Raw genomic sequence first — 25,184 nt, 5'->3', positions numbered from 1 at the left:
CAAAATCATTTGTAAATCGAACTTAAAACTATCGCAAATCCCCGATATTTGAGTTGCCTGTGCGAGTAGCTGCACCAGCTTAGGCTCCACATTCAATTTCGGATATGTCGGTCGGCGTGTTTTGCCGACTGAGCTCTGTCCACAATAACGAGCGGAAGGAGAACGTCATGGATGCGAAATCAAGCGAGAACTCGGGTAAGTGTCCTGTCGCCCACGGGAGCACCCCGCGCGGACGGTCAAATCGCGACTGGTGGCCGAGCCACCTCAATGTGCAAATTCTCCACACTCACTCTTCCCTTTCCGATCCGATGGGAAAGGCATTCGACTATGCCGACGAGTTCAAGAAACTAGATCTTGATGCCCTGAAGCAGGACCTTCATGCACTCATGACCGACAGCCAGGATTGGTGGCCTGCCGACTTTGGTCACTATGGCGGCCTCTTTATCCGCATGGCCTGGCATAGCGCCGGAACCTACCGGATCACGGACGGTCGTGGTGGCGCCGGTATGGGGCAGCAGCGTTTTGCACCGCTGAATAGCTGGCCAGATAACGTTAATCTCGACAAGGCTCGCCGCCTTTTGTGGCCGATCAAACAGAAATACGGCAACAAGATCTCTTGGGCCGATCTCATGATCCTTACCGGAAATGTCGCGCTTGAATCGATGGGATTTAAGACCTTTGGCTTTGCCGGCGGTCGCGCCGACGTGTGGGAACCAGAAGAGCTTTACTGGGGACCGGAAGGCACCTGGCTTGGCGATGAGCGCTATAGCGGTGAGCGCGAGCTGTCCGAACCGCTCGGCGCCGTGCAGATGGGTCTCATCTATGTCAACCCGGAAGGCCCCAACGGCAATCCTGATCCACTCGCATCGGCCCGCGACATCCGTGATACGTTCGCTCGCATGGCGATGAATGATGAGGAAACCGTCGCTCTGATTGCTGGCGGTCACACCTTTGGCAAGACCCACGGAGCCGGTGACCCATCGTTTGTCGGTATCGATCCGGAAGGTGGCGAGCTGGAAGCGCAGGGCCTTGGTTGGTCTAGCAAGTTCAACAGCGGCGTTGGGCGCGATGCAATCGGGAGCGGCCTGGAAGTCACCTGGTCACAGACGCCGACCCAGTGGAGCAATTACTTCTTCGAAAACCTCTTCGGTTTCGAATGGGAGCTGACCAAGAGCCCGGCCGGCGCGCATCAGTGGGTCGCAAAGGATGCGGAGGCCTCCGTGCCGGATGCGTTCGACGGCTCAAGGAAGCATCGTCCAACCATGCTAACATCAGACCTCGCATTGCGTTTCGACCCAATCTACGAAACCATCTCCCGCAGGTTCCTCGAAAATCCAGCCGAGTTCGCAGACGCTTTTGCGCGTGCCTGGTTCAAGTTGACCCATCGCGACATGGGGCCGAAGGTTCGTTACCTCGGCCCGGAAGTGCCGGCAGAAGACCTGATCTGGCAGGACGTCGTTCCGGCAATCGATCACCCGTTGATCGATGACGCGGACATCGCCTCGCTCAAGGAAAAGGTTCTGGCGACTGGTCTGTCCGTTCAGGAACTGGTGTCGACCGCCTGGGCGTCCGCCTCGAGCTTCCGCGGCTCCGATAAGCGCGGCGGTGCCAATGGCGCGCGCATCCGTCTGGAGCCGCAAAAGAACTGGGAAGCCAACCAGCCGGAACAGCTCGGCAGGGTGCTGAGCGTGCTCGAGGGCATTCAGCAGGGCTTCAATGCAGCCAATAGCGGCGGCAAGAGGGTTTCACTGGCAGACCTGATCGTGCTTGCCGGTGCTGTCGGCGTCGAAAAGGCGGCGAAAGCCGCAGGTCATAACATTGTCGTACCGGTCACACCGGGTCGCACCGATGCTTCTCAAGAACAGACGGATACCGCCTCCTTTGCGGCACTTGAGCCGCGGGCTGACGCGTTCCGCAATTACGTCAACAACAAGCGTGTGCAATTCCTGAAGGAGGAAGAAGCTCTCGTCGATCGCGCACAGCTTCTCACCCTGACAGCTCCGGAAATGACGGTGCTTCTCGGTGGGCTGCGCGTGCTGAAGGCCGGTGCACCCGAGCACGGTGTCTTCACCGAAAATCCTGAGACGCTGAGCAATGACTTCTTCGTCGCTCTCCTTGATATGGGAACGGTCTGGGCGCCAAAGGCGGGCGAGCAGGGCATCTATGAGGGACGTGACCGGACGTCCGGCCAACTTAAGTGGTCTGGGACACGTGTCGATCTGATTTTCGGCTCGCATTCCCAGCTTCGCGCAATTGCCGAGGTTTATGCCCAGACGGACGCGAAGGAAAAATTCGTCAGGGATTTTGTCACCGCCTGGGTCAAGGTGATGAACGCGGATCGTTTTGATCTGGCATAACTGCGATCTGATCGCCGGGGCGAAAAATCGCCCGGGTGATCAGCCGTTAAGCTTGGCATTGCGTCTCAGCCGAGCAGATCTTCGAGAACCGCTTTGCTGGTTTCGGCGCGAAACTCGAATTTTTCCAGCACATGCTGGAGAATATCGCTCTTGGCATGATGTTGCTGGACGAGGCTTTTAAGAGCGGAAGCCTGATCGCCTTCCAGGAGGAGTTTTTCCAGTCCCGACATATGCGAATAGAACTCTATGAATTCAGGTTCCACCATCAGTCCGAACCGTCGGATATGATGGGTACGCTCGCCGAACTGATGCGTCACTTTCACCAATTTCGGATTGCCTGAAATCATCGCCAAGCGCTCATAAAGTGTTTCAAGGTAATTTGCGACGCCATCCGCCTCGTTCTCTTTATCCGATAGATCAGATTGACCGCGGATCTCAGGGACTAGGACAGGCGGAATACGATCGAATTCGATCTTGTTTTTCTCGATCGAGTATTTGGCGATCATAAATGCCATCTCGTATTCGGCCTTCACCTCGTCAGCCTTGATAGGTTTCGAGTAATATCCCCGGCCAGCGGCAAACTGGATGACGTCCTCATCCGCTAAGCGGATGAGCGCTTCGCGGACCGGGGTTGGGCTAACCCGCATACGGGTCGCGACAGTGCGGATATTGATGAACGTATTTGGCGCCGTCTCATGCCGGAGCAGCGCCTGTTTGATACGCATATAGGCATTCTGCGTCTTGTCTGAAATTAGCAACATAGGGCAACGTCTCCGCAGGCTGGACAAGTTGTGGCGCTCGTTCGGCAATGCAATCTGTAATTGCTTAAACCGATAACAAGACAAAAATGCAACTAATTCGAGCAGAGAAACTAAAAAAGTGACTATCTATCTGTTTTTTGTCGGGCTGATGAGTGCGATGTGATCACACCTTAACCCTCGCAGGTGACGCGAACTGACGGATGATAAACCTGTCAGTGTGCCCCCACACGAAAACGACATCCCATGGTCCTGTCCGATAAGGACATCCACGCCCGCCGCGAGAGTGTGACGTTAGTTGATCGATTTCCCATTGAGCGTGTTTTCCTCCCACCAACTGGGAGGGATGGGGCCAAACTTGTCCTGAATTTCTTGAACCACGGCGCCATGGGCAAGGTCGAGAAGGTAAGCAGGAAAGTCGACGCCAAGATCTCTTGCTGTCTGGCCCGCAAATAGGACGAGGCGCGCAAGTGACGTGAGCTCCTCCATACTCGTGTCAGCCTTCGGCTCGGTTGAATTTTTAAGTGGTCGCCGCATTGCACTCCCCCTGTTGCAAGGCGCCATTTTACCATGCTTCATCACGTTCCAGCGTGACACTGCCGTGACGCATCTTTTCGCTGCCGGGCAATCAGTTCAATCAACCTTTTGATGTCGCCATCTTCCATTGAGCAGTCGACTGAAACGTCCATTCGACCCTTGAGCATGGAGAAGGATTGGTCTTGAGGAGGACGTGGATCAACTCCAATGCATCCAGCCGCTTCTGGTTGACCTTTGCATCCCGAGCCAACGCAAGCAAATATCCCTGCCTACTTTCAAAAAGCCTTGTAGCCAGGATCACACGCCGCCACGTTCTGTCTTTGAAATAGCACGCTTGCGCGGCCCGGCGCAGTTCATCAGCGTCCTCCGCTGACACCAGGTTTTGCTCTAGCCAGGCATGAAGCGTAAAGACAATGTTCACGAGCGGTTCGGACAGGGCGATGTATCCGGTCTCGGGCGGCCCATGAACTTGCGCTACATCCGCATCATCCATCGAGTGTTCAAGGCGAAACCGCTCGAAGATCTTGCCTATTCCGATCATTCCGTATCTGGCGCATTCAACGGCACGCAAGGCGCCCATGCTGGCGGCACCCATAACGGTCACACCGCGCGACAGCGCAAAAAGGATTTCCTTGTGCCAGACCGCGGCGGTCTGCTCGAAATAGCCGTCGATCAGTCCAATGACAGTCGCACCGTCGACGATTGCCCGATAGACATCGCCTTTTGCTGCTGGTGGCCGCAGCTGGATGTCTTCCAACAGGTAGTCCCGCGCATCCGGCAGGCTGGGGCCAGCAAATAAGACCTTCACGCGAGTGCCATCGCTTGCACGAGCGCCCTTTGTCCAAAGCGACGTTTGCGACTTCCTTCCGGATTTTCGAGCTCCGGCACAATCACCTTCACGACAGAAAAGGGCAGGGCGGCGTCGCCCAAGTCTGCCACGGCCACGATCGAAATTTTGGCCGCTCGCAGTTTCTTCAATACCCATTCTAAAAGGGTGCTCACCGAACCGGTTGTGTATTCGGCAATTCTGTCATGATCTCTCGCTGCAAGATCGAGGCAGGCGCGTGTCTCCATTGGACAGGGCCGTGTGAAAGCCGCGTCGGGAATGTCGTCACGTGCGCCGCTGACAAATGTCATTCGCGATTGTGCAGCCTCGGTAATCGCTCTGATCGCGGCGCGCACCGCGTTTGGATGAGCGCCACTGCCCATGTTGACCTGCGAAAACCTCAGGTCTTTTCGCGTGCGGAAGTTTTCAGGCGCAAGCAGCGCTGTGAAACAGGGGATGCCGAGATCGGTCGTCATATCGAACAGGCGAAGAACAAAACCGGCGCCTGTGATCTTGTTCAACAGGCTGTCTATCACACGATCTCCAAGACTTGTCGGCGTGATCGCAACCCGTTTGTTGAGCGGCGTCATTTGCCAAAGCGTGTAGGCATCTCGTTCAATCCGCTCCAGAAGGCCGTGCAGGATCGCCTCGTCGCGGGTGTTGCCCGAAGCCAGTCCGTCCGAGCTTTGCCAGAAACGCGGACTGTCTTGCGTACGGTCAAGCAGCAAGGCCAAAAAGGGGAGGTGGCAGGGCTGGCCCTTCAGCAAATCATCCGCCTTGACCCAGTCGATAACCTCCTCGTCCGAAACATCGCGTGCTCCAGGCGCGACGAGTTCGTTGAGGCAATGGCAAACCCCGCCGTGACGCAAAAGTGCTGCACGCGTGGAAGTAAGCACCGGGATGTGGGGAGACCCCGCAACAGCCCTTTCGATCGCCTCCATTGCCGCAGAGATCTTGGCATCTATGTCCTCGATGCCTTTGCCCTGGCTGATCACAATCGACTTGGCATTTGGGGTGACCGCGTTCCAGACCGGGATCCCGATGCGATCGAGACCGGTTAGGCGCGACAGTCTGGTAATTCCCAGAGAGGGCAGGAGCGGTTCTATCCGCTCCCACGTTTCGATGGGTGCCAGACTGCGGTCGTGATACGACGCTGGCACGCTGATGGTCATCATGTGACATCCTAAAGTCTTCAGCCGTCGAGATGACCAGCCGAAACGGATGCAGTCGCCGACATAGGCACGGCAAAATCGATGCCGCGGATCATGCCAGATCCCGACGCCCTTTGCGCGTTGATGTCCTTGAACGCACTGGCCGTTGCCGCGGTCATCGGGGACAAGGTCCCTTGCTCGAAATCAGCGATCCAGAGATTGTCGTCACCCTGCATTCCTATCACCACTACTTGCGCCATCGGTTTCTCCTTTGCTGGCGTTAAGAGTTTTAGAAGCCTGCTTTCTTCAGTCCTTCCCGATAGTGCTCTTTTTGCCAGTGTTCCCGCATGGGAACGACTGCGAGCCACCGTTCTAGATCGAAATCCGGATGAGTTTCATGGGCTTTGGCAACGAGCTTTTTTGCCTTCTTGCCGTCACCGAGCATCGCCCAGGATGCCGCGGCAAGTCGGGTCGCAAGGTCGTTGTCATGCATCGCATTGATGTAACCAAGAGCATCTTCGTATTGCTTCATGCAATAAGAGGCGCCAGCCGCGGTCCAAAGATAGGAATCCGGGCTGATCGGATTGAGTTCGATTGCGAACTGGATCTTTTCCAGTGCCAGTTCCGGACTGGAAGCATGCACCAAAGTGTCGGCGAAATCGGCAATCACGTCGGCATAATGAGGGCTCATCGCCTCTGCCAGGCCAAGCGCCTCGACGCTTTCATCAATCGCTCCGCGCAACAATTTCGTCACACCAAGCTCCCGGTATCCGGACGGCAAGTCCTGACCGAGTATGATCGCATTGCGAGCGTTGTCTTCGGCAAATTTCAATAGCTCCCGATCGCCACGCGCGGTCAAAAGCCATTCCTTTGTGTAGGTGCGGGCAATTCCGCTGAGGGCCGGTGCAAAATCACTCGCCTGTGCAAGTGCCAATCGAAACTCTCGCCGTGCCCGGCGCAAATCGGGCAAAGTCAGGTGACTGAGATATCGTTGCCCGAGGAGATAGTGATAATAGGCTTGAGGTGATCTCTCGAAATATTCTCTTGTCTTCTCCGCCCTGCCGATCTGATCGCAGACCGTGACCGACAGCCGTGCCGCCAGATCTCCCCGTTGCAGCGCCAGGGCCTCACTCTGTAGTGGGACGCGCTCTGCCCAAATGACCTCGTCATTGGCGAAGTGAACCAGCTGCACAAACAAAAAAGACGTGTCGCCATCAAACGTCAGCCGTGTGTCCATCACGTAAGAAATGCGATGTTTCTCAAATAACACTGCTTTGTCGCGTGAGAGGCCGATCTTTGCAGCCGTGTAGGGCGCAACGACCTGGAGCCTGCGCGATGCGGCGAGTGCAACTGTGACATCCTCGATAAGCGCCTGGGCAATCATCGGACCTGTGCCGCGCAGAACCGTTGAAGAGGGCGGGAGAAGCGCCAGCCGTGGGAGTGGACCTTGGGCTAGATCGATCGCTGTCTGCTGGTCCGTGGCGTCGCCTGACAAGGCTTGCGCGTCGAAAATATGCTTGGCTGCACGAACAGCCTGCACTCCGACATCGGCGCTTCCGGCCTGCGTCAGCGCAAACAAGCTTCGCCAGGCCTCAAGCGACTTGCCCGCATCCTGGGCGATATTGAGCAATTGCGCTGTCGAGTTGCCAGGAGCATGTTGAAACAGGCGGGCTGAGGCATCTTTAATGATACCTTTTTCTTCATCTGTTTGGGCAAGTTCAACGCAGCATCTGATCGCCGCTGCCAGCCTCTCGAGGCTCATATCGCGATGCTTGTCCCGCCAGGCCAGGAGCGGCACACTGTTGATCTCGACAGTCTCAAGAAAGACACCTGTATATATGTCGAGGATGGATTTGAGGTCGATGAAGGGAGCGTGGCCAGGCGACCTGTCGCAAATGGTGGTAAAATCACAGCTGATATTGCGGCGATCCAGAGAAATCGTGCTTTTATCGGAAACCAGGAGCGAAAGCCCCATCTCGGCCTGTCGCGATGCAATACGCGCGATCGTCTGGCGAAGGTTGACTAACGCTGTTTCTGCAGAGGCATCTCCCCATAAAAGGAGAGCCAGCCGGCGGCGAGAGAATTCACCCTCGGTTTGAGTGAACAGAAAAGCGAGGATCAAAAGGCCTTTCTCAGGAAAGGCGAGACGCTTTCCAGACCCGTCCGTAAGGCAAAACTCTCCCATAGTTCGTAGATAAAACGACATGAGCCACCATGACGGTCAGAGAAACTGCACGTTCGGCGCGGTTGCAATACCTTCTATATCTTGAAGATCGTCGGGCTGATCGCCTGCGGATTTCTCGTGCGATAATGCAACAACAAGTGCCACGATTGAGCGGCGGGTTTTGGGGCTGGCAATGGAGACAAATGCGCGATTGATCTCCAATCCCTCCCTGGTCGCCAAAAAAGATGTTATTTTGTCGGTTTCGATCAGGTTTTGCGGTGCCCCAATCGATCTGCCGTCTTCTTCCTGCGCAAACAGAAAGGCTGGTGTCACCTGAAGGATGTTGGCGAGCACAAGCAGGCGGCTGGCGCCCATCCGATTGGTCCCTTTTTCATACTTTTGAACTTGCTGGAAGGTTACACCAAGCGCCGAAGCCAGCGCACTCTGGCTAAGCCCCAGCAATTTGCGGCGCAGCTTCATCCGAGCGCCGACCTGAACGTCGATTTCATTTGGTTTATTGGCGCCTGACACGTCTCAACCATCCCCGTTGGAAGTTCGGCGATGATGCCCGATTGCCTTGCGGTGTTCAACCATAAGTTTTTAATTTTTCGCTTTTCACCCTGATGAAATTTGCCTGCTGCTCGGCTCTTTATCCGTAAGCGTCCGGTCGAAAGCTGTTTCAGACATTTGGCTGCCATTGTGCAATTTGAGCGGAGGCATAGTATAAGGCTCCCCGTGAGTAATGGGCTGATTTCGAGGCGGGAGCGTTTCTGATGAAGTGGACAAAGTTAAAGCAGCTTATCGAAGCTCGCTTTGCCCCCGAAGTTATCGGTAGGGTGCAGGTTCAAACAACGCGATATCGCTACGCGCACGATCACGAAGGGGAATTTTTCGTCACCTTAGACGGTAAGAAAATCTACGGAAGCACATATTATCAATATTGGAAGGAGCGCGTCGCTTTGTGCGACGAGCATGGCGGTGAGCTATCCAGCGAAGATGAGCGAGAAATCGAGCGGGAGCTTCGAGATCGTGGAGTTGCAGATCATGTTGATTTGCATAGGGCGATGTTCGAATCCCTCAATCAATCCATTGAAGCAATGCTCGCGAATTCCATACCGTTGATCCGGGCGCTTGGCGTTCTGGATGCTCGTTGTGGCAAACGACGACTAACCAAGCTCGATGATCCGAATGAACACGAATTCGTGCGCTACGTCTTCCAACTGCGTCAGCCATCAGTGCAAGCCTTGTTAGCGTGTTGAAGGGTGTTCCATGGCAGGAGTTCGTCGATCCGGTTGATGGGGTGATCGGCAATGCGGGTGAGGACCTCCCGCAGATAGGCTTCTGGATCGAGGCCGTTGAGCTTTGCGGTTTCGATCAACGACAGGATTGCAGCGGCGCGTTCGCCGCCCTTGTCTGATCCGGCAAATAGCCAGTTCTTGCGGCCGAGCGCAATCGGCCGGATCGGCCTTTCAGCCGCATTGTTGTCGATCTCAATGGTGCCGTCTTCAGCGACGCAAAGGTCGATCGTCAAGGAGGATAGGTGCGGCGTTTGGCGCGTCACAGGGCAGCTCCTGCGACATCACGATGGGGCGCTACGGGAAATCGTGGTTGAACCGGTGGCACTCGGTTGCCGAGCCAAATCAAAACGTTCGAAATTTGTCAGATGAAAGCTTTGTCTTTGCCGTCGATTTTCAGGACGGTCAGCTTGCCGCTGTAGAACGCACCTGTATCGATCCCGATCCGGCCCATACCGACATCTGGCGTCGGTTGCGGCGTATGGCCATGAACGACAATGCCTGGACCACCCCATCCCATCGAAAGGAACGGCTCTCGGATCCACATCAGATCTTCATCGACCTGTTTGTCGAGAGGGATTTTTGGACGCAGGCCCGCATGGACAAACAGCATATCTGCGACTTTCAGACAGATCGGAAGGTTCGACAGATATGTAAGATGTCGTGCAGGAATTGCCTTGGCCAACGCCTGCTTCAGGCCGTCGCGACCTTTGCGAGAGAAATCAAGCTTATGAGGGTCAAGGCCGTAGGAGGCGAGCGTCTGTCTCCCTCCCAATTCAAGCCATTCCATATATTGTTCAGGCGCGGCGACGAATTTTGCAAAGACGTCGTCGTGATTGCCGCACAGTGCCAAACGCCGCAAGCCAATCGTACTCGGCTTGATCAAATGTTCGATCACCTGGGCAGAACTTGGCCCGCGGTCGACATAGTCACCCAGCAAGACGACAAGCCCCGGTCTCTCGGTGCGGCGTGTATCCCGTGCAATCCGCAACTCCGCTTCGCCTAATTCATTGAGGCATCCGTGCACATCGCCAATGGCGTAGATCGGATAGCTTGGTTGTTCACTGCCAAGATCAATGCGGCGACGGGGCGGGTTTGACACGGCGCTCTCCTGATGTCGCTTCACCCAACCCAGTAAATTCACCATTGATTTCGCCCATTTCGGCATTTTGTTTTGATTGGGAGACAATGGGAAGCGGTTCACTAAGGGAGGGTTAAGACCATACGGCCATTAACACTTTTGTCGCGCGAGCCAAACTCGTTGTGAAAGAAGCGTTGCGCGATTTTTCAGTCAACAGTGTCAAAGACAGGTTGCTGTGCGCCTTTGAACCACCACGGTACGGTCCAGGCCTGACGGAAAAATGTCCAAAACATCCACGCCGCCTGGAAATCACGCTGATCGTTCAGCAAGAGCAAACCTGCTTCTAGATCCCCACGCTGCCACTCGTAGGGGGTCAGCGCCATGTTCCCAATGACCTGCACGGCTGTGCATCCATGAGACGGCCAACTGCGGCCGTCGAGGCTGGCAGATTGGGTCAATAAAATATCACTCAAGGTTGTATTGGATTTGCAATTCTTTTCAGATGCTTCGCCGTTATTTTCGTCGAGAGAAACTGTAATATATCATAAATATATCGCAAAAACAATGATTTATGAGCGTGTTCTGCCGAAATTCGCTTGACGTTTTATACCGCAATATTATCGTGGAAGTTGATGAAGGAGGCATGACATGAACCAGGCTTTTACTCGTTTCGAGAGTATTTCATCCTCGCCAGGAGCTGCATCAAAAGCATCTCTGCGCGACTTGATCCTGTCCAACGACCTCGCGTTCCTGATGGAGGCTCATGATGGTCTGTCCGCAGCCATAGCAACACAGGCAGGCTTCAAAGGTCTGTGGGCCTCCGGCCTTTCGATCTCGTCTTCACTTGGATATCGCGATGCCAATGAGGCAAGCTGGACGCAGGTTGTTGATGTCGTCGAGCATATCGTCGATGCGACAGACGTCCCTGTCCTTGTGGATGGCGACAGCGGCTTTGGCAATTTTAACAACGCCCGTTTGCTTGCCAGGAAACTGGAGCAGCGCGGAGCGTCAGGTGTCGTCATCGAAGACAAGGGATTTCCGAAGATGAATTCGTTTGTCGGAGATCGGCATCCATTGGCGGATATCAACGAATTTTCCGGTCGCCTGAAGGCAGTCAAGGATACAGCCTCGTCTGACTTTGTGCTTGTCGCGCGCATTGAGGCACTGATTGCCGGTCACAGCCTTGATGAAGCTTTGATCCGCGCCCACGCTTATGCCGAGGCCGGCGCTGACGCTATCCTGATCCATTCCCGCAAGGCCGTCGCAGACGAGATCCTCGCCTTTGCTCAGGCCTGGGCAAACAGGCTGCCTGTCATTATCGTCCCGACCAAATACTTCCGCACGCCGGTATCGAATTATCGAAACGCTGGAATATCGACGGTGATCTGGGCAAATCACAACATGCGTGCGGCGATCGCCGGCATGCGCAATATCTGCAGCCGTATCCATTCGGATGAAAGCATTGCCGCGATCGAGGAACAGGTCGCAGGTCTCGACGAGCTCTTTAGCCTGATCGGTTACGACGAACTGGCCCGTGCTGAAGAGCGATATCTTCCAGGGCCGCGCAAATAGCGTTGCTTTAACGATCCCGCATCATCGAAACGACAATCGGGGAGGGCGCACATGTTTGCGCAACGGACAAATCTGTTCAAATCATCGGGGACAGCTGCCGCCCGTGCGGCAGCAAAGGCTGCTGCAGATGCCGGGATGGAGATTGTTGATCTGACGGCCGGAGAAATCTGGAGTGATCTTGCGCCGACCATTCAACGCGGTGCAATCGAAGCAATCGGGCAAGGGCTCAACCGCTATACCGATACGCTCGGCACCCCCGATTTGCGCGAAGCGCTGGCGCGCAAGGTTGCCGTCGAGACCGGTCAGCTCTGGCGCATAGATGAAATAGCGGTCACCAGTGGTGCCAAGCAGGCGCTTTTTAACGTGGCTATGACGCTCATCAACCCGGGCGACCAGGTCATCATTCCCGCACCTTACTGGACGACATTTCCAGCCCAGGTTCGCATTGCCGGCGGAACACCGGTATTGGTCGACACACGGGCAAACGGCTATGTGCCGAAAATTGAAGATATCGAGCGGGCCATAACGCCGCTCACGCGTGCCATCATCATCAATACGCCCAATAACCCAACCGGCGCTGTTTATGACGCGCAAACCCTCAAAGCCATTGCCCAGCTCGCGATAAAACACGATTTCTGGATCATCTTTGACGAATGCTACGGTTCGTTCATCCATGGCGATCGTTGCCATCATCCGATCGTCTCTCTCGTTCCAGAAGTTCGCGGCAGGACAGTTATTGTCAATGCGTTCTCGAAGAGCCTCGCCCTGACCGGGTGGCGTATCGGATATCTTGCAGCACCTCAGGACCTCATCTCTGCCGTGAAGGCCCTGCAGTCACACACCACCTCCAATCCCAATGTCGTGGCGCAATACGCCGTGCTGCATCATCTTCGAGAAGGCGACGGTTCGTTTGAAACACGGCTCCATGCGCAGGTCGCCGCTGCAAGGCAACTGGGACTATCGGTGCTCGGTGGACTTCAGCATCTCTCTTTGCCTCAAGCACAGGGCGGTTTTTACTTCTACCTCGATCTGTCCGACTTGCTCTCGCCGGATGCCCTGAACGATCCACCAGTGTCCGTCGATGACGTAGCTGCAGCACTGCTTGTTAGAGCGGGCGTCGCCGGTGTTCCAGGTTCGGCCTTTGGCGATCCTGTGGGCCTGAGGCTTTCCTACGGCATTCCGCCAGACATGCTCGAGCGTGGGCTTACACGGCTCGTCCATGTCCTCAACACCTGGAACTGGGCATCCCAACGCGATCCGATGATCTGAAACAGAGAGATTTCGCCATGTCAGCATTTGCTCCCGATAAAGCGGTGATCCTTGCCGCGGGTATTGGCTCTCGCCTGCGCCCGCTCACGGACCTGCGGCCGAAGCCGATGATCGAAGTCAACGGCACGCCAGTCCTTCATAACGCCTTGAGAAATTTGGAGGCAGTGGGGGTACGACAGGCAACGATCGTTGTCGGCTACCGCAAGGAGATCATCCAATTGTCCTGCGGATCTCGTTTCGGCTCCGTCGATATTGATTACATCGAATCCGAAGTCTTCGACCGAACCGGCAGTGCCTATTCCCTGTGGCTCGCGCGTGAAGCCCTTATGCGTGGGGACACATATCTTCTCGAAGGGGACGTGTTTTTCGAAAAGGACGTGCTTTGCTACATCAATCGCGGTGAGGCACCCAATGTCGCAGCCGTCGCCCCGTTTACCTCGACCATGGAGGGGTCCGCGGTCGTCCTGACTGAAACCGGTTACATCGCTGAAGTCCGCATGAAGCAAACCGCGGAAAACCTGTCCGACGGATCGCCTCCGCTGTTTAAGACGATGAACCTGTTGCGCCTTGGCGGCCGGGATCTTCGGCACCTGATCGTTCCCCACCTGAGCGAAATGATCAATGCGGGAGCGGTGAAGTCCTACACCGAGGAATTGCTTTCAAACCTCATCAGGCTGAGCGGTTTGCAAATCGCAGCAGCCAGATGTGACGATCTGAAATGGTGTGAAATCGACAATGAGGCAGATCTCAATCTAGCGGAGGCGATCTTCGCCCGCACGCGTGAGGTTGCTTGCTGAAGCAACGGAAGGGAGAAAGTGTTGTGCTTCGCTATCTCGTTGACCCGGCCAACGCCATCACGGCAGTGGGTCTGCTTTGTTCGTCATTAGCTCTTTATCTTGTATTGGCTGGCAACATCGAACTGGCCGTTTGCGCCGGACTATGGGCTGTTCTCGCTGACCATCTTGATGGTGTGGTTGCGAGTAGAACGAATAATCGCAAGCCCAACATGGCAAAAATGGGAAAAAGCCTCGATGGCTTTGGCGATGTCATCTATGGCGCGGTTTTACCCGCAATCATTCTCATTCAAATCAACGGCGCTTCTATCATTGCATTTTTCGTCGCCTCAGCATTACTCCTCGCTGGTGTCGTGCGTTTGAGCTATTTCGCAAACTTCGGCAAATCGGATGATGGCCGGTTTTATGGCGTCCCGCTATCGTATGACATGCCATTTATGGCGGTGCTGGTTCTTGCTCAGCCTTTGTTATCGGACCAAGCGTTCCTTTGGATAACCAACATCGTGTTCGCACTGCTAAGCGCGGCCCATGTTGCCTCAGTCCGAGTACCGTCTCCAAACCGAGCCATGTATTTGGGGATCACTATTTTTGCTGTCGTTGCATCGGCGGTCCTGATGCAAAGGGGAGGCGCCTGATGTTCAGTCGTTCGATTATGCATTTGCGTCAAGAACGCTGGTCTGTATTGGACATGCCGCGACTTCGTTATGAACGCGTTGAACCACCAGGTCAGCTTCAGTCACCGGTCTTGGCTGTCATCCACCGCTGTTTGGGCCGATAGCAATGGACAGGGATAAAAGACAGGGGCTAACCGCATGCAAGCCGACAATCTATCTCGTCGCTTCTGAGATGTGGATTAGTCGTCCAGATAGCGCTGACGGAATTCCAATCGCTGTCATCGACAACACCCTTAACCTTCTGCACTTGCTGGCGAAGCTCGATCTAAGATCAGTTACGGTGATCGTCAGCAAAAGCAGGGAGCTGATCGCAGCTTACTGCGGTCGCCGTTTTTCGGGGATAGAACTCACCTATTTGCTAGAGACGAAAATTACCGCTCGTCGGAGATACGAGCACGCTATCAATACACAATGCGACGACGCTACTTCGGGTGTGCTTTTTATATCCGCAGGCTTTCCGGTTTCTGAGCGTATCCTTGCACGATTGATGTCTTCACCCAGAGATGTCGAAATCCTCGCAGATTATGATCCATCTCACCGGCGCCTCCTTCGCAAGGCCCGTGCGGACGGCCTGGAGGCGTGTGTCGGTTCATGTGATGCTAGCGAGTTCGACATCCCGCCAGTCACAGGCGGTTTTCTCGTAAAATTTTCGTCCGAAATCTTCCGCTCAAAAGTCGTTAGCATCTTGCAGCGCGAGGAAGTTCCTGCAGACATACTGGTTCCTCTAATCGCTGCTCGGCTCCAGGACGATAACGCAAAGCGACCGCTGGCCAGACACCTCGACGGTTGCAACACACGAGGATTTCCATGTTAAATCCCTTCGCGAGTGGCTTAACCCTTTTGAAGGGGCATTTTTTGCGTCTAGAGCAATTGCGCGAAGATCATTTTGAAGATCTGGCACGCGCTGCCGCGGATGAGCGCATATGGCAATACCTGGCAGCCGATGGCTCGACTAGCCAAGGATTTAACTCATGGTTTGCCAGCACGCTTGAACTTCAGCATCAGCGAAACCTCGTCGCATTCGCCGTAATTTTAGACAAAACGAACAAGTCTATCGGTTCGACAGGGTTCAAGAATATTTCCATCCCTCATTGCCGTGTTGGGCTGGGCACAACGTGGTTAAATCCTCAATTCTGGGGCACTGGCGCCAATAGTGAGCTTACCTATCTCGTCCTGCGATACTTGTTTGAAGATCTCTCGATCAACCGGTGCGAGGTTCGCATCCACTGTGGGAATTCAAGAAACCGTAATTTTATGAAAACCATAGGCATGGTCCACGAGGGGATTTTAAGACAAAATTGGCAAGGGCGCGGCGAACAAGCAGTGGACTTGGCGGTTGGCAGTATACTCTCCGCAGAATGGCCGGAGGTAGCAAGCAAGCTCTTGGAGCGGCTGCGTCAGTCAGTTTCCTAGATACATCTAGACGACCGTGTCGCGCTGCGATGTGTGCGCTCAATCGCGTTTCCTCAATGAAAACGGCTCATTAGCTTTGCACTCATTTCCGCCGGAAGTGTTCAAGTCTCCTGCGTTTGCCTCACGCACTATGATCCCGTTGGACGCGTCAGGGAGGCGTCCCAAGGCGAGATTGACGCCGACAAGATTGAAGCCTGCTCCAGGCATGGTCCGAGTGAAAACCTCGAAAACCCTCATAAAGCCTCAAATTGTCACATGTACGTCATCCACCTATGGTGAAAGTTCGGCGGTAAATCAACGTGAGGATGTCTCCACATGATGAGTTGGTTTTTTCGTAATTTTGTGGGTGAGCGAGGCGCTCGTCAAAGGCCCACTGCCTCACCTCGCAGCTTGGCTTGCGTCGCGTTGGCTACCGTTACTATTGTAGGTTTTGCTGGAATAGACGTGCAGGCGTCGCAAGCGGACCGTATTCTGCGGATAGCTGTAACCGGTGAGCCGGGAACGCTGGATCCGCAACGGGAAGTTTCCAACGTTGGCAATCCAATCATTGCCAATATTTTCGACACGCTGATCGTCGCAGACCCGTCCCAAAACTATCAGTTGCAGCCGGGCCTTGCAGAGTCCTGGACGCGGGTCAGTCCGAACACTCTGGTCCTCCACCTGCGCCAGGGCGTGAAGTTCCAAGACGGCTCAGATTTTACCGCCGACGACGTCGTGTTCACCTTCGATCCTGCGCGTATTTTGACCGATACATGGCCAGGCGCAATGAAGGTCTACTGGCAGGGAGTGACCTTCACAAAAACCAATGATTTCGAGGTTCGAGTGACTACGGATCAGCCTGACCACGTCCTCGAATATAGGCTAGCCCACAGTACAGGCTCGATCATTAGTCGAAGTGCTTTCCGTCGATCGAAAAGCCTTGATGCCTGGTCGCGCGCGCCAGTCGGAACTGGCCCTTATTCAGTCGCGGAGTTCCGCTCGGGCGATGCGATTATTTTGAGAGCAAACAATGCCTATTGGGGTGGGCCTCCACCGGTTGCGCAGATCAGATGGCAAGTCGTGCCAGAAGTGGCGAGCCGTCTCGCGGGGCTGGTGAGTGGAGACTACGATATCGTAACCAACCTGCCTCCGGATCAGCTGGCACAGGTAGAACGTCATGGCGCACTCGAAGTCACCGGAGGACCTGTCAACAATATCCTCCTCTATGTCTTTGATACAAAGAATGAATTATATAAGGATAAACGCATTCGCCAAGCCATCAATCTATGCATAGACCGCAAGCAGATCGTTGATGGACTCTGGTCCGGGCGAACAGTTGTTCCAAACGGAAATCAGTACGGCGCATTCAAGGATCTTTTCATCGAAGATCACCCTGGACCGTCTTATGACCCAGAGCGAGCCGCAATTCTTGCGCGCGAGGCAGGCTACAAAGGCGAACCGCTGCCCCTTCGAATTCGCGCCAACTATTATCCCAATGAGATTTCCACGGCCGAAGCTGCCGCGGCAATGTGCCTCGATGCGGGGATAAATTTGAAAATTGAGGTGAAGGAAAACTCGGACGAAATGTGGGGCGCACTGCGCGCCTATTCCAACAGCATGCAATACCCTGATCCACTGGGCGGAATTTTACGAAACTGGGGCCCAGGCTCTAATGAAGAAAAAAGGGGAATATTAACCAACGTCAAAACTGCGGGATTTTTCGCCGATGTGGCGACCATCAAGACGTCGTTCGATGTGAGCGAGCGCAAGGCTGCATTCAGCCGTGTGCTGGACTGGTGGGATGAGGAGGCTCCCGGCGTGATCCTCTATCAAAACGCCAACTTCTACGGCAAAACCCGATCGATAAATTGGTCTGCTCCGCCGTCTTTCGATATGGATTTCCGTCCGTCAAAGCTATCTTTCGGAACGAATTGAACATGATGCAAGTCTCATCAACCTGTATCACCCAAAGCCGCGTGATAGTAAGGAGTGGCAGGGATCATACCGCTCCGACACCACTCTTATCATTGAGATCCTACACGGCAGGGACCGTGATTAATGGCGCCGATCGGCCGATTGTGGGACCCATCGATCTCGATATCGAGACCGGCTCGATTGTTGGGATAGCGGGGGAAAGCGGGAGCGGAAAATCCTTCCTGTTCAAAAGCCTCGTGGCATTGAATGGTTCGCGTGCTTGGAGCCAAGGCACGGCAACTTTCAAGGGGATCAACGTCGCGGGGCGCGATCCGCAGTCGCTTGACCTCCAGCGCAGAATGCGAGGTTCCGATGTCGGTTTTATCTTTCAGCAGCCGACCGAGAAGCTAGATCCAATCATGTCAATCGGCCGGCAGCTTGTCGGAACGTTGCGCAAACATCACGATTTTACGAAGAGAGAGGCCGTCGCGAAAGCCATTGAGCTGTTGGGAGAGGTCGGCCTGCCCAATCCTGAGTCTTATCTCTCATCTTACCCCCATCAGCTTTCAGGAGGGCAAAACCAACGAGTGATGATAGCACTCGCGTTGGTCGGCGAGCCTGAAATTCTTATTGCAGATGAGCCAACAACCGGCCTCGATGTCTCTGTGCAGGAGCAAATCCTGGTCCTGCTTCAAAAACTTGCACGACTGAGGCAGATGGCGGTCGTCCTAGTAAGCCATGATCTCGACGTTCTGGCGAGGGTGTGCGATCAGATTGCAGTCCTTTATGCCGGAAGGTTGGTCGAGTTCGGCTCGGTGGCGTCTGTTTTACGCGCGCCCAAACACCCCTACACATCGCGCTTGATGCACACGCGACCATCAATCACGCGGCGCGCTTCGCTTCTACCTATCCCCGGGGAGGTGCCTGCACCGGAAAACAGAAGCAGCCTTTGCGGCTTTCTCTCCAGGTGTCACGTCAAGACTGACCTTTGCGAGATTTCGGCGCCAGCAAGCGAGACCAAAAATTCTCGCGTCGTTTTATGCCATAACCCGGTGAAAGAACCGTTCGGGCCGACAAATTTCGGTCAACCGAAAACGTCTTCATCGATATCACGCTTGAGCGGACCCACTCTCGTTCTGTCTGAGGTCACGAAAACATACAAGCTGGCGCGCACCTGGATGACCCCAGCAGACGAAAAACATGCGCTATGCAAGTTATCTTTGACCATAAAGCCCGGCAGTATACTTGGGATTGTCGGAGAGAGCGGATCTGGGAAAACAACTCTTGGACGCCTGATCGTCGGCGCAATGAAACCGTCAACCGGAACAATCAGCGTTGTCGGTTGCCCCGAAAATGCACCGAACTTTCCGCGCCTGCCACTTTGGCGACATGCGCAGCTCATTTATCAGAACCCGTCTAGCAGTCTGGATCCCCGGCTGACCGCATTAGAGCATGTGATCGAACCACTGATATCGAGAGGCGCGCTGTCAAAAGCAGAACGCTTAGCAAAAGCCCAAGAGGCGCTTCTTCAACTCGGCATCACCAAAGAACAGATGGTTTGTAAACCTTCTAAGCTGAGCGGAGGACAGTTGCAGCGGGTGGCAATTGCAAGGGCTATCGCATTACGCCCCGCCTTCCTCGTTTGCGACGAACCGACCTCGGCTCTGGATGTCTCGGTTCAGGCAAACGTTATTAATATTCTATTACAACTGCGCGACGAGACTGGTGTTGGCATCGTATTCATTAGCCACAATCTTGCGGCCGTTCGAGCGATTGCGGACAACGTCGCGGTCATGAAAGCCGGGACGATGGTCGAATACGACCACGCAGATCGTCTCTTCGTGTCGCCAAAACACGAATATACCAAACACCTAATCAAATTGGCTCGATCAAACGAAGCAGCCTCAGCGGCTGCGTCGGCGAGTCTAATGTCCCTTTAACTCGCTAACCTAAAGAGAAACAAAGGTTCGTTGCAATGACCCCCTTTGTGATGGTTAAACTCTTCCGTGCTTTCCTCACCATCTGGATTGCGGTCACCTTCGTATTCATCATTTTGCGGCTGTCGGGAAATCCAGCGCTGAGCGCGCTTGGGGAAGACGCGCCATTGGATGCGCTTCATCACTTCAATCAACTGGTTGGACTGGATCGATCGATTTGGTTCCAATACCTCACCTTTCTCAAAAAGGTGACATTCGTCGACTTTGGTACTTCGTTTCGAGATGGTCGCGCAGTTTCTGAGATCGTTTTGGAAAGACTTCCTAAAACTGGTCTGCTGATGGGCACCAGTTTTGTATTTGGCGCTGCAGTGGGTATTCCTGCAGGTGCGCTTGCAGCTCATTTTGAACGCCGTTGGATTGACCGGACTATCCTGAGCTTAGCGACCGCCAGCTTTAGCCTGCCAAATTTTTGTCTCGGCATCCTACTGACACTGATTTTTGTGATGAAGCTTCAAATCGCGCCGGGTGCCGGCAGCGAGACATTGGGCCATGTTTTTTTACCAGCATTGGCAATAGGCACGGGATACGCGGGGATCCTTGCGCGCTTTACACGCTCGGCGCTGCTCGACATTCATCAGGAACCATTCATCTTGGCGGCAGAATCGCGGGGTCTCTCACGCCTCGACGTTCTTGTTCAACACGCCTTTCCTAACGCTGCCATTCCTGTGGTCACGATTGCTGGACTAATCTTTGGTGGCCTCGTTAGTGGCGCTGTTGTCATTGAAACCATTTTCGCGTGGCCCGGGATCGGCCAGCTGTTGGTCTCGTCCGTAGCGAACCGGGATCTCCCTGTCGTCCAAGCTCTTATTTTGCTGCTGACTGTCTCGATGGTCACAATCAATACCTGCGTCGACCTTGCATATTTCTATTTGGATCCACGGATTAGAGCAGGAGGAGAACGCTAATGGCGACCAGGCTCCGATCGATCAAGACCCTGTGCTGCGCTGTCCCCTCGATGAGATTTTTTGTGGTCTCGTTACCGTGCGGGTGGTTGTTGGCCGTTATGCTCGCAAGTATCGGATCCTCAATCGTTGCTCCTTATGCGCCAAACGCGATCGACCTTGCTGCCAGATTACAGCCACCAATTGGATTTGGCGGAAACTGGTCGCATATCCTGGGCACGGATAATCTTGGACGGGACACCTTGTCTCGGCTCCTCCACGCTGGGCAAACAAGCTTTCTCATCGCAATAATCGCCACGCTCGTTGGAGCCGCTATCGGGACGACGGTTGGCTTCCTTGCCGCCTACTTCCGAGGTGTCGTGGAGGAGGTGATTGTCGCACTCGTCGATTTTCAAGCCGCAGTGCCGTTTTTCATCGTCGCGCTTGCGATTATTGCCGCGTTTGGAGCATCTACCGTCACAATAGCAGTATTGCTGTGTTTGTTTGGATGGGAACGGTACGCACGGGTTGCAAGGGCGATCGCAATCTCCGTGTCTGAGCGGGACTATGTCAACGCAGCTCAGCTATACGGTGCACACCCATTAAGGATATATCTGCGTCACATTCTGCCGAATACGCAGGCAGTCTTAATGGTCAATCTCGCCGTCAACTTTTCCGAGGTAATTCTTCTGGAATCGACACTGAGCTTCCTTGGTTTAGGCGTTCAGCCGCCAAATGCGAGCTTGGGGGCCATGTTGAACTTTGGTCGCGAATATCTTTCCGACGCCTGGTGGATGGCTGCGGCGCCTGGCGGCGTAATCTTCATCTCAATTCTTGCTGTAACCGCCCTCAGCGAGTTTTTAAGACGCAGTGAAGCGTAATCCGGTTTCAATCTCAGTCGGTTCGACCTCAAACCTGGACGCTGGAGCGAAATATGTCATTGCCACTTTCAAAAAATCGAGTTCTCTTGATCGTATTTGATGGCCTGCGCCCTGATCTTATTAATCAGGAAACAATGCCCAACCTTTGCGGCTTCGCAAAACGTGCCACTTGGTTCAAAAGTGCGAGTAGCGTCTTTCCGTCAATGACTCGTGTGGCAACGGCTTCAATCGCCACCGGATGCCATCCCGCCAAACACGGCGTGATGGGAAATGCATTCTTTTTGCCCGCATTTGCTTCAGACCAGATATTTGACACCGGCATATACGCGCATATTCAAAAGGTCGAAACTTCAGTTGCTGGCGGCCTAGTCACGGCAACGACGTTTGGCGACCAAGCTAGCAATTTCTGCAAGTCAGTTTCCATCGTTCATACTGGCTCACCAGGCGCAGCGTTTTGCCTCAATCCTCGAGCAGCTAAAAACGGACAATGGACTTTTTCGATTCACGGGCGTGATGCAACACAAACACCGCATGCCGTTGATGAAATGGTAAAGCGCTTCGGTCCCTTGCCTCTGAAAGAAATACCGCAATATCAGCAAACCGACTATGCGCGCCGCGTTCTCGTAGAATACGTACTACCGCTGCAAAAGCCCGATGTCGCAGTCATCTGGTTCAACGAGCCAGACACATCGTTTCACTACAAGTCGCTCAAAAGTGACGATACGACCTCGATATTGCACCATCTCGACGGTAATTTTGGTCAAATCATTGATTTTCTTGATAGCCAAGCAGGCACCGAAAATTACACCGTCATCGTGGCTTCAGACCACGGCCACGTAACGATTACCGATGAGGTTGATTTGTATGAGGCTTTGCAGAGCCGCGGACATAAACCATTTTCATCGCGCCGAGCGCTTTTCGAAGACTGTGTAATTGCCGTAACGGGATGGAATGTCGGCGAAATAACCACGTTGGATAACGATCACAATCGCATCAGTGAGATCGCGTCATGGTTACAGTCTCAGGAATTCACGGGATGCCTTTTCTCACGCAATAAAGACGGCGTTCGCGGCGAATTGCCGGGAACCTTCTCCTTTGATCTTTTGGGTATCAGTCACCAGCGCCAGCCCGACCTTATGTACACCCTAAAGGATACGAATGATTGTGATCTTTTTGGTGCACGGGGAACGACGCAAGTGGTCAAAGGCGGACAAGCACCTGTGGGTGGCGGAATGCATGGCGGGCTCAATCGAAGTGAGATGAATTCCACATTGATGGTCTCCGGTCCGCTATTTAAAGCGGGCCAAACCAGTCATGTCGCATGCGGGATCATTGATATCGCCCCTACCATCCTCGATCTGATTGGGGTTCCACTGGACGAAAATATGGACGGGAGATCCTTGATGGAGCACGGCACGTCGCCTTTATACCAACAGCGCAACTATTACGTTGAAGCAAGATCCTACGCCCAAACCTTAGGGCGCAGTGAAAGCGGGAGAAGCTTCTATATTCACGACGGGTGCCGCATTTAGGCTTCGACGAATAGGCATTAGGTTAGCCAGGCCCCAGGGGCTTTCATGTCACCACCAGCCAGACTTGATCGGAAGACGCGTTGAGTGAACAAGTAAACAAACACCATGGTCGCCTTGGCTCCGCCCTGAGTGCGGAAAGGCAACAGCGGATTGTTGACCTTGCCACCCAAGGGCAAGCGATCGCCGTCTCTGAACTGGCGGACGAGTTCCAGGTGTCGGCCGAAACCATAAGACGCGACATACGATCGGTGGAAGAGGCCGGACATGTCCGAAGGGTTCACGGCGGCGCCGTGCCAACGCGGGCGATCGACCTTACCGCACGCAGGCCCGTGATCGAGCGGCTCGATGTGGATCGCGAAACGAAGATTTTGGCAGCACAGGCTGCGGTCGCACTGTTTGAAGATGATATGAGCGTCTTCATCGGGTCCAGTTCGACCATGCTTATTCTTGCCGATGAGTTATCACTGTGCCGTATCAAGTTACGAATCACGACCAATATGATTGATGTGGCGACACGTCTTGCGGGAGTTCCTGCCTGCTCAGTGCAGTTGGTCGGCGGAACGGTTGTGCCCGCTACGCGCAGTATATCCGGGCCGGAGGTATTCCGTGCACTGGAAAAGCGCGTGTTCGATTTGTCCATTTGTGGAGTAAGCGCCATCGATGCCGTCCACGGCTTCATGGGGCCATCGACAACCCAGGCCACTTTCGGCGAGGTCCTTGCGGAGCGATCCCACCAACTCGTCTATGTCGCTGACGAAAAAAAGTTCGGTCGGTCAGATAGCTACATCATAAATCCTCTTACTGCCGCAACGGCTGTCGCGACGAATAGGGTGCCAGAAAAGCGGTTCGTTGACGCCTTGAGCGCGGCAAAGGTTGCGTTGCTGCTTCCCCCGATGAAAAATGAAAACGGCGTGCAACAACGCCTTGGGCGCACGCGATCAAAACGTAGGATCGAGCCTTGAGCACAGATCCGCCACCCCACGAACACGACAGGAGCTGCCTCGATACTGTGATCGAAGCGCCCATCCTAGTCTCCTTTATTGAGGAGATTCTGTCGGCCTGTGGGCTCACTGCCAGCGATGCGCGCTGTTGCGGCGAATGGTTGGCAGATGCGGACCTGCGCGGAGTGTCATCACATGGGGTTTTACGGTTGCCTATGTATGTCGACTGTTATCGCAGAGGCATCTTGAACCCGAAGCCAGATATGGAAATCACGCAAAATGCCAATGCTGTCGTTACAATTGATGCAGACGACGCTATCGGTCTGATTGCAGGCACGACTGCTATCGATACCGCGATAAGTCTGGCTGAACAATTTGGCATTGGTGCAGTGTTTGTGCGTCGAAGCAGTCATTTTGGTACGGCATCCCACTATGTGCGAAGGGCCGCCGAGCGTAATTTCGCTGCGATCTGCACGTCGAACGCGTCTCCTTCGATGATCGCCTGGGGAGGCCTTCATCCGGTGCTGGGAACAAACCCCTTTGCAGCGGCAGCCCCAGGAGGGGCTCGCTATCCGGCATTTGTCCTTGATATGTCCACCAGCGTCGTTGCCCGCGGTAAAATAGTAGCCGCAGCTGAAAGCGGCGATCCAATCCCTGAAGGGTGGGCGACCGATTTCGCCGGAAATGCAACAACTGACGCCGCCCGAGCCTTAAACGGGGCGTTGCTACCTTTCGCGGGTGCGAAAGGCTCAGGACTTGCGATGTTTGTTGACGTTCTTTCCGGCGTCGTTTCCGGAGCCGCTTTCGCCTCCCAAATAAAGAGCGTCGCGAATAGCGGAAGTGAGCCGGTGGATGTTGGCCATTTTTTCTGTGCCATAGATGTCGAGAAGCTAATGCCTTTGTCGCAGTATCGGTCGCGATTCGACAATTTCGTCGACATCATGAAAGGCTCGGGAGAGGGGCGTGACGTTCTCATTCCTGGCGAACGCTCGGATGCCTCAAGGCGAGATCGCCTACAAAATGGCATTCCCCTGCGTGCGGCCACGGTACAGGAATTGGACAAGATCGCGGACTTGATAGGCGTATCGCGCCTTGTTACGGAGCCGACGCACTAAATCTCGGTCGAAGCCAACCCATCAGGGCAACATTGAGACGCTTGGCCGTATTT

General features: G+C 54.5%; 23 protein-coding genes and 1 pseudogene. 14 read left to right on the top strand and 10 right to left on the bottom strand.

Annotated features, from left to right (window positions below; translation table 11 throughout):
* The first annotated feature begins 167 nt into the window (after positions 1-167).
* On the top strand, positions 168-2,357 hold the full coding sequence (katG, locus tag FHP24_RS03555; RefSeq protein WP_139672941.1) for a catalase/peroxidase HPI: 2,190 nt from the start codon (positions 168-170) through the stop codon (positions 2,355-2,357).
* 65 nt (positions 2,358-2,422) lie between these two features.
* Here katG and FHP24_RS03550 read toward each other — a convergent pair whose 3' ends face one another.
* From FHP24_RS03550 to FHP24_RS03520, 7 genes are all read right to left on the bottom strand, one after another.
* Positions 2,423-3,166 (bottom strand): GntR family transcriptional regulator, encoded by a 744-nt coding sequence (locus tag FHP24_RS03550; protein ID WP_139672938.1) that lies wholly within the window; start codon positions 3,164-3,166, stop codon positions 2,423-2,425.
* Positions 3,167-3,409: 243 nt separating this feature from the next.
* Positions 3,410-3,652 carry a hypothetical protein gene (locus tag FHP24_RS03545; RefSeq protein ID WP_139672935.1) on the bottom strand — a complete coding sequence of 81 codons (243 nt, stop codon included), beginning with the start codon at positions 3,650-3,652 and terminating at the stop codon, positions 3,410-3,412.
* A gap of 100 nt (positions 3,653-3,752) precedes the next feature.
* Positions 3,753-4,460 (bottom strand): TfuA-like protein, encoded by a 708-nt coding sequence (locus FHP24_RS03540; protein WP_139672932.1) that lies wholly within the window; start codon positions 4,458-4,460, stop codon positions 3,753-3,755.
* Positions 4,457-5,653, bottom strand: coding sequence for a YcaO-like family protein (locus FHP24_RS03535; protein WP_139672929.1), 1,197 nt, complete (start codon positions 5,651-5,653; stop codon positions 4,457-4,459). Before FHP24_RS03535 ends, FHP24_RS03540 begins: the two co-directional genes overlap by 4 nt.
* A 17-nt stretch (positions 5,654-5,670) precedes the next feature.
* Positions 5,671-5,889: a hypothetical protein gene (locus tag FHP24_RS03530; protein WP_139672926.1), complete on the bottom strand. Its 219-nt coding sequence runs from the start codon at positions 5,887-5,889 to the stop codon at positions 5,671-5,673.
* Positions 5,890-5,918: 29 nt separating this feature from the next.
* Positions 5,919-7,751 carry a hypothetical protein gene (locus FHP24_RS03525; protein WP_139672923.1) on the bottom strand — a complete coding sequence of 611 codons (1,833 nt, stop codon included), beginning with the start codon at positions 7,749-7,751 and terminating at the stop codon, positions 5,919-5,921.
* A 99-nt stretch (positions 7,752-7,850) separates the two neighbouring features.
* Entirely contained in the window at positions 7,851-8,324 is a 474-nt protein-coding gene (locus FHP24_RS03520) for a helix-turn-helix domain-containing protein (protein WP_246091587.1), read from the bottom strand.
* Positions 8,325-8,566: 242 nt separating this feature from the next.
* Here FHP24_RS03520 and FHP24_RS03515 point away from each other — a divergent pair, with 242 nt between their 5' ends.
* Positions 8,567-9,052, top strand: a complete 486-nt coding sequence (locus FHP24_RS03515; RefSeq protein ID WP_139672917.1) for an SF0329 family protein — start codon at positions 8,567-8,569, stop codon at positions 9,050-9,052.
* On the opposite strand, the pseudogene FHP24_RS03510 reads toward FHP24_RS03515, so the two are convergent.
* From FHP24_RS03510 to FHP24_RS28625, 3 genes and pseudogenes are all read right to left on the bottom strand, one after another.
* Positions 9,019-9,300: pseudogene (locus FHP24_RS03510) on the bottom strand (transposase domain-containing protein); the annotation flags it as partial. The gene FHP24_RS03515 and the pseudogene FHP24_RS03510 overlap by 34 nt on opposite strands.
* A 152-nt stretch (positions 9,301-9,452) precedes the next feature.
* Positions 9,453-10,235: a metallophosphoesterase family protein gene (locus FHP24_RS03505; RefSeq protein ID WP_139672914.1), complete on the bottom strand. Its 783-nt coding sequence runs from the start codon at positions 10,233-10,235 to the stop codon at positions 9,453-9,455.
* 140 nt (positions 10,236-10,375) lie between these two features.
* On the bottom strand, positions 10,376-10,552 hold the full coding sequence (locus tag FHP24_RS28625; RefSeq protein WP_180355873.1) for a hypothetical protein: 177 nt from the start codon (positions 10,550-10,552) through the stop codon (positions 10,376-10,378).
* A gap of 265 nt (positions 10,553-10,817) precedes the next feature.
* On the opposite strand from FHP24_RS28625, the gene aepX reads away from it, so the two are divergent.
* The 12 genes from aepX to FHP24_RS03445 all read left to right on the top strand — a co-directional run bounded on the left by aepX (position 10,818) and on the right by FHP24_RS03445 (position 25,131).
* Positions 10,818-11,741, top strand: a complete 924-nt coding sequence (gene aepX, locus FHP24_RS03500) for a phosphoenolpyruvate mutase (RefSeq protein ID WP_139672911.1) — start codon at positions 10,818-10,820, stop codon at positions 11,739-11,741.
* A gap of 51 nt (positions 11,742-11,792) precedes the next feature.
* Positions 11,793-13,010 (top strand): aminotransferase class I/II-fold pyridoxal phosphate-dependent enzyme, encoded by a 1,218-nt coding sequence (locus tag FHP24_RS03495; RefSeq protein ID WP_139672908.1) that lies wholly within the window; start codon positions 11,793-11,795, stop codon positions 13,008-13,010.
* A 17-nt stretch (positions 13,011-13,027) separates the two neighbouring features.
* Positions 13,028-13,807, top strand: coding sequence for a phosphocholine cytidylyltransferase family protein (locus FHP24_RS03490; RefSeq protein ID WP_139672905.1), 780 nt, complete (start codon positions 13,028-13,030; stop codon positions 13,805-13,807).
* 23 nt (positions 13,808-13,830) lie between these two features.
* Positions 13,831-14,439, top strand: a complete 609-nt coding sequence (locus FHP24_RS03485) for a CDP-alcohol phosphatidyltransferase family protein (RefSeq protein WP_139672902.1) — start codon at positions 13,831-13,833, stop codon at positions 14,437-14,439.
* Between the two features lie 846 nt (positions 14,440-15,285).
* Complete coding sequence (locus tag FHP24_RS03480; RefSeq protein ID WP_139672899.1) at positions 15,286-15,891, top strand: GNAT family N-acetyltransferase; 606 nt, start codon at positions 15,286-15,288, stop codon at positions 15,889-15,891.
* Positions 15,892-16,206: 315 nt separating this feature from the next.
* Positions 16,207-17,805, top strand: a complete 1,599-nt coding sequence (locus FHP24_RS03475) for an ABC transporter substrate-binding protein (RefSeq protein WP_139672896.1) — start codon at positions 16,207-16,209, stop codon at positions 17,803-17,805.
* Between the two features lie 116 nt (positions 17,806-17,921).
* Entirely contained in the window at positions 17,922-19,724 is a 1,803-nt protein-coding gene (locus FHP24_RS03470; RefSeq protein WP_180355872.1) for a dipeptide ABC transporter ATP-binding protein, read from the top strand.
* 35 nt (positions 19,725-19,759) lie between these two features.
* A complete protein-coding gene (locus FHP24_RS03465) occupies positions 19,760-20,686 on the top strand; it encodes an ABC transporter permease (RefSeq protein ID WP_139672890.1) in 927 nt (308 codons plus the stop codon).
* The gene (locus FHP24_RS03460) at positions 20,686-21,543 is read left to right on the top strand and encodes an ABC transporter permease (protein WP_246091586.1); all 858 of its coding nucleotides are present in this window, start codon (positions 20,686-20,688) and stop codon (positions 21,541-21,543) included. The genes FHP24_RS03465 and FHP24_RS03460 overlap by 1 nt, the downstream gene beginning before the upstream one ends.
* Before the next feature lie 53 nt (positions 21,544-21,596).
* Positions 21,597-23,075, top strand: coding sequence for an alkaline phosphatase family protein (locus FHP24_RS03455; RefSeq protein ID WP_139672887.1), 1,479 nt, complete (start codon positions 21,597-21,599; stop codon positions 23,073-23,075).
* Positions 23,076-23,155: 80 nt separating this feature from the next.
* On the top strand, positions 23,156-24,037 hold the full coding sequence (locus FHP24_RS03450; protein ID WP_139672884.1) for a DeoR/GlpR family DNA-binding transcription regulator: 882 nt from the start codon (positions 23,156-23,158) through the stop codon (positions 24,035-24,037).
* Complete coding sequence (locus FHP24_RS03445) at positions 24,034-25,131, top strand: Ldh family oxidoreductase (protein WP_139672881.1); 1,098 nt, start codon at positions 24,034-24,036, stop codon at positions 25,129-25,131. Before FHP24_RS03450 ends, FHP24_RS03445 begins: the two co-directional genes overlap by 4 nt.
* Positions 25,132-25,184 lie beyond the last annotated feature (53 nt).

The sequence above is a fragment of the Aliirhizobium smilacinae genome, from assembly GCF_006335145.1.
In the GTDB taxonomy this organism is placed as follows: Bacteria; Pseudomonadota; Alphaproteobacteria; order Rhizobiales; family Rhizobiaceae; genus Neorhizobium; species Neorhizobium smilacinae.
The sequence above is the reverse complement of the archived record's forward strand: the minus strand, read 5'-3'. Positions and strand labels throughout refer to the sequence as shown.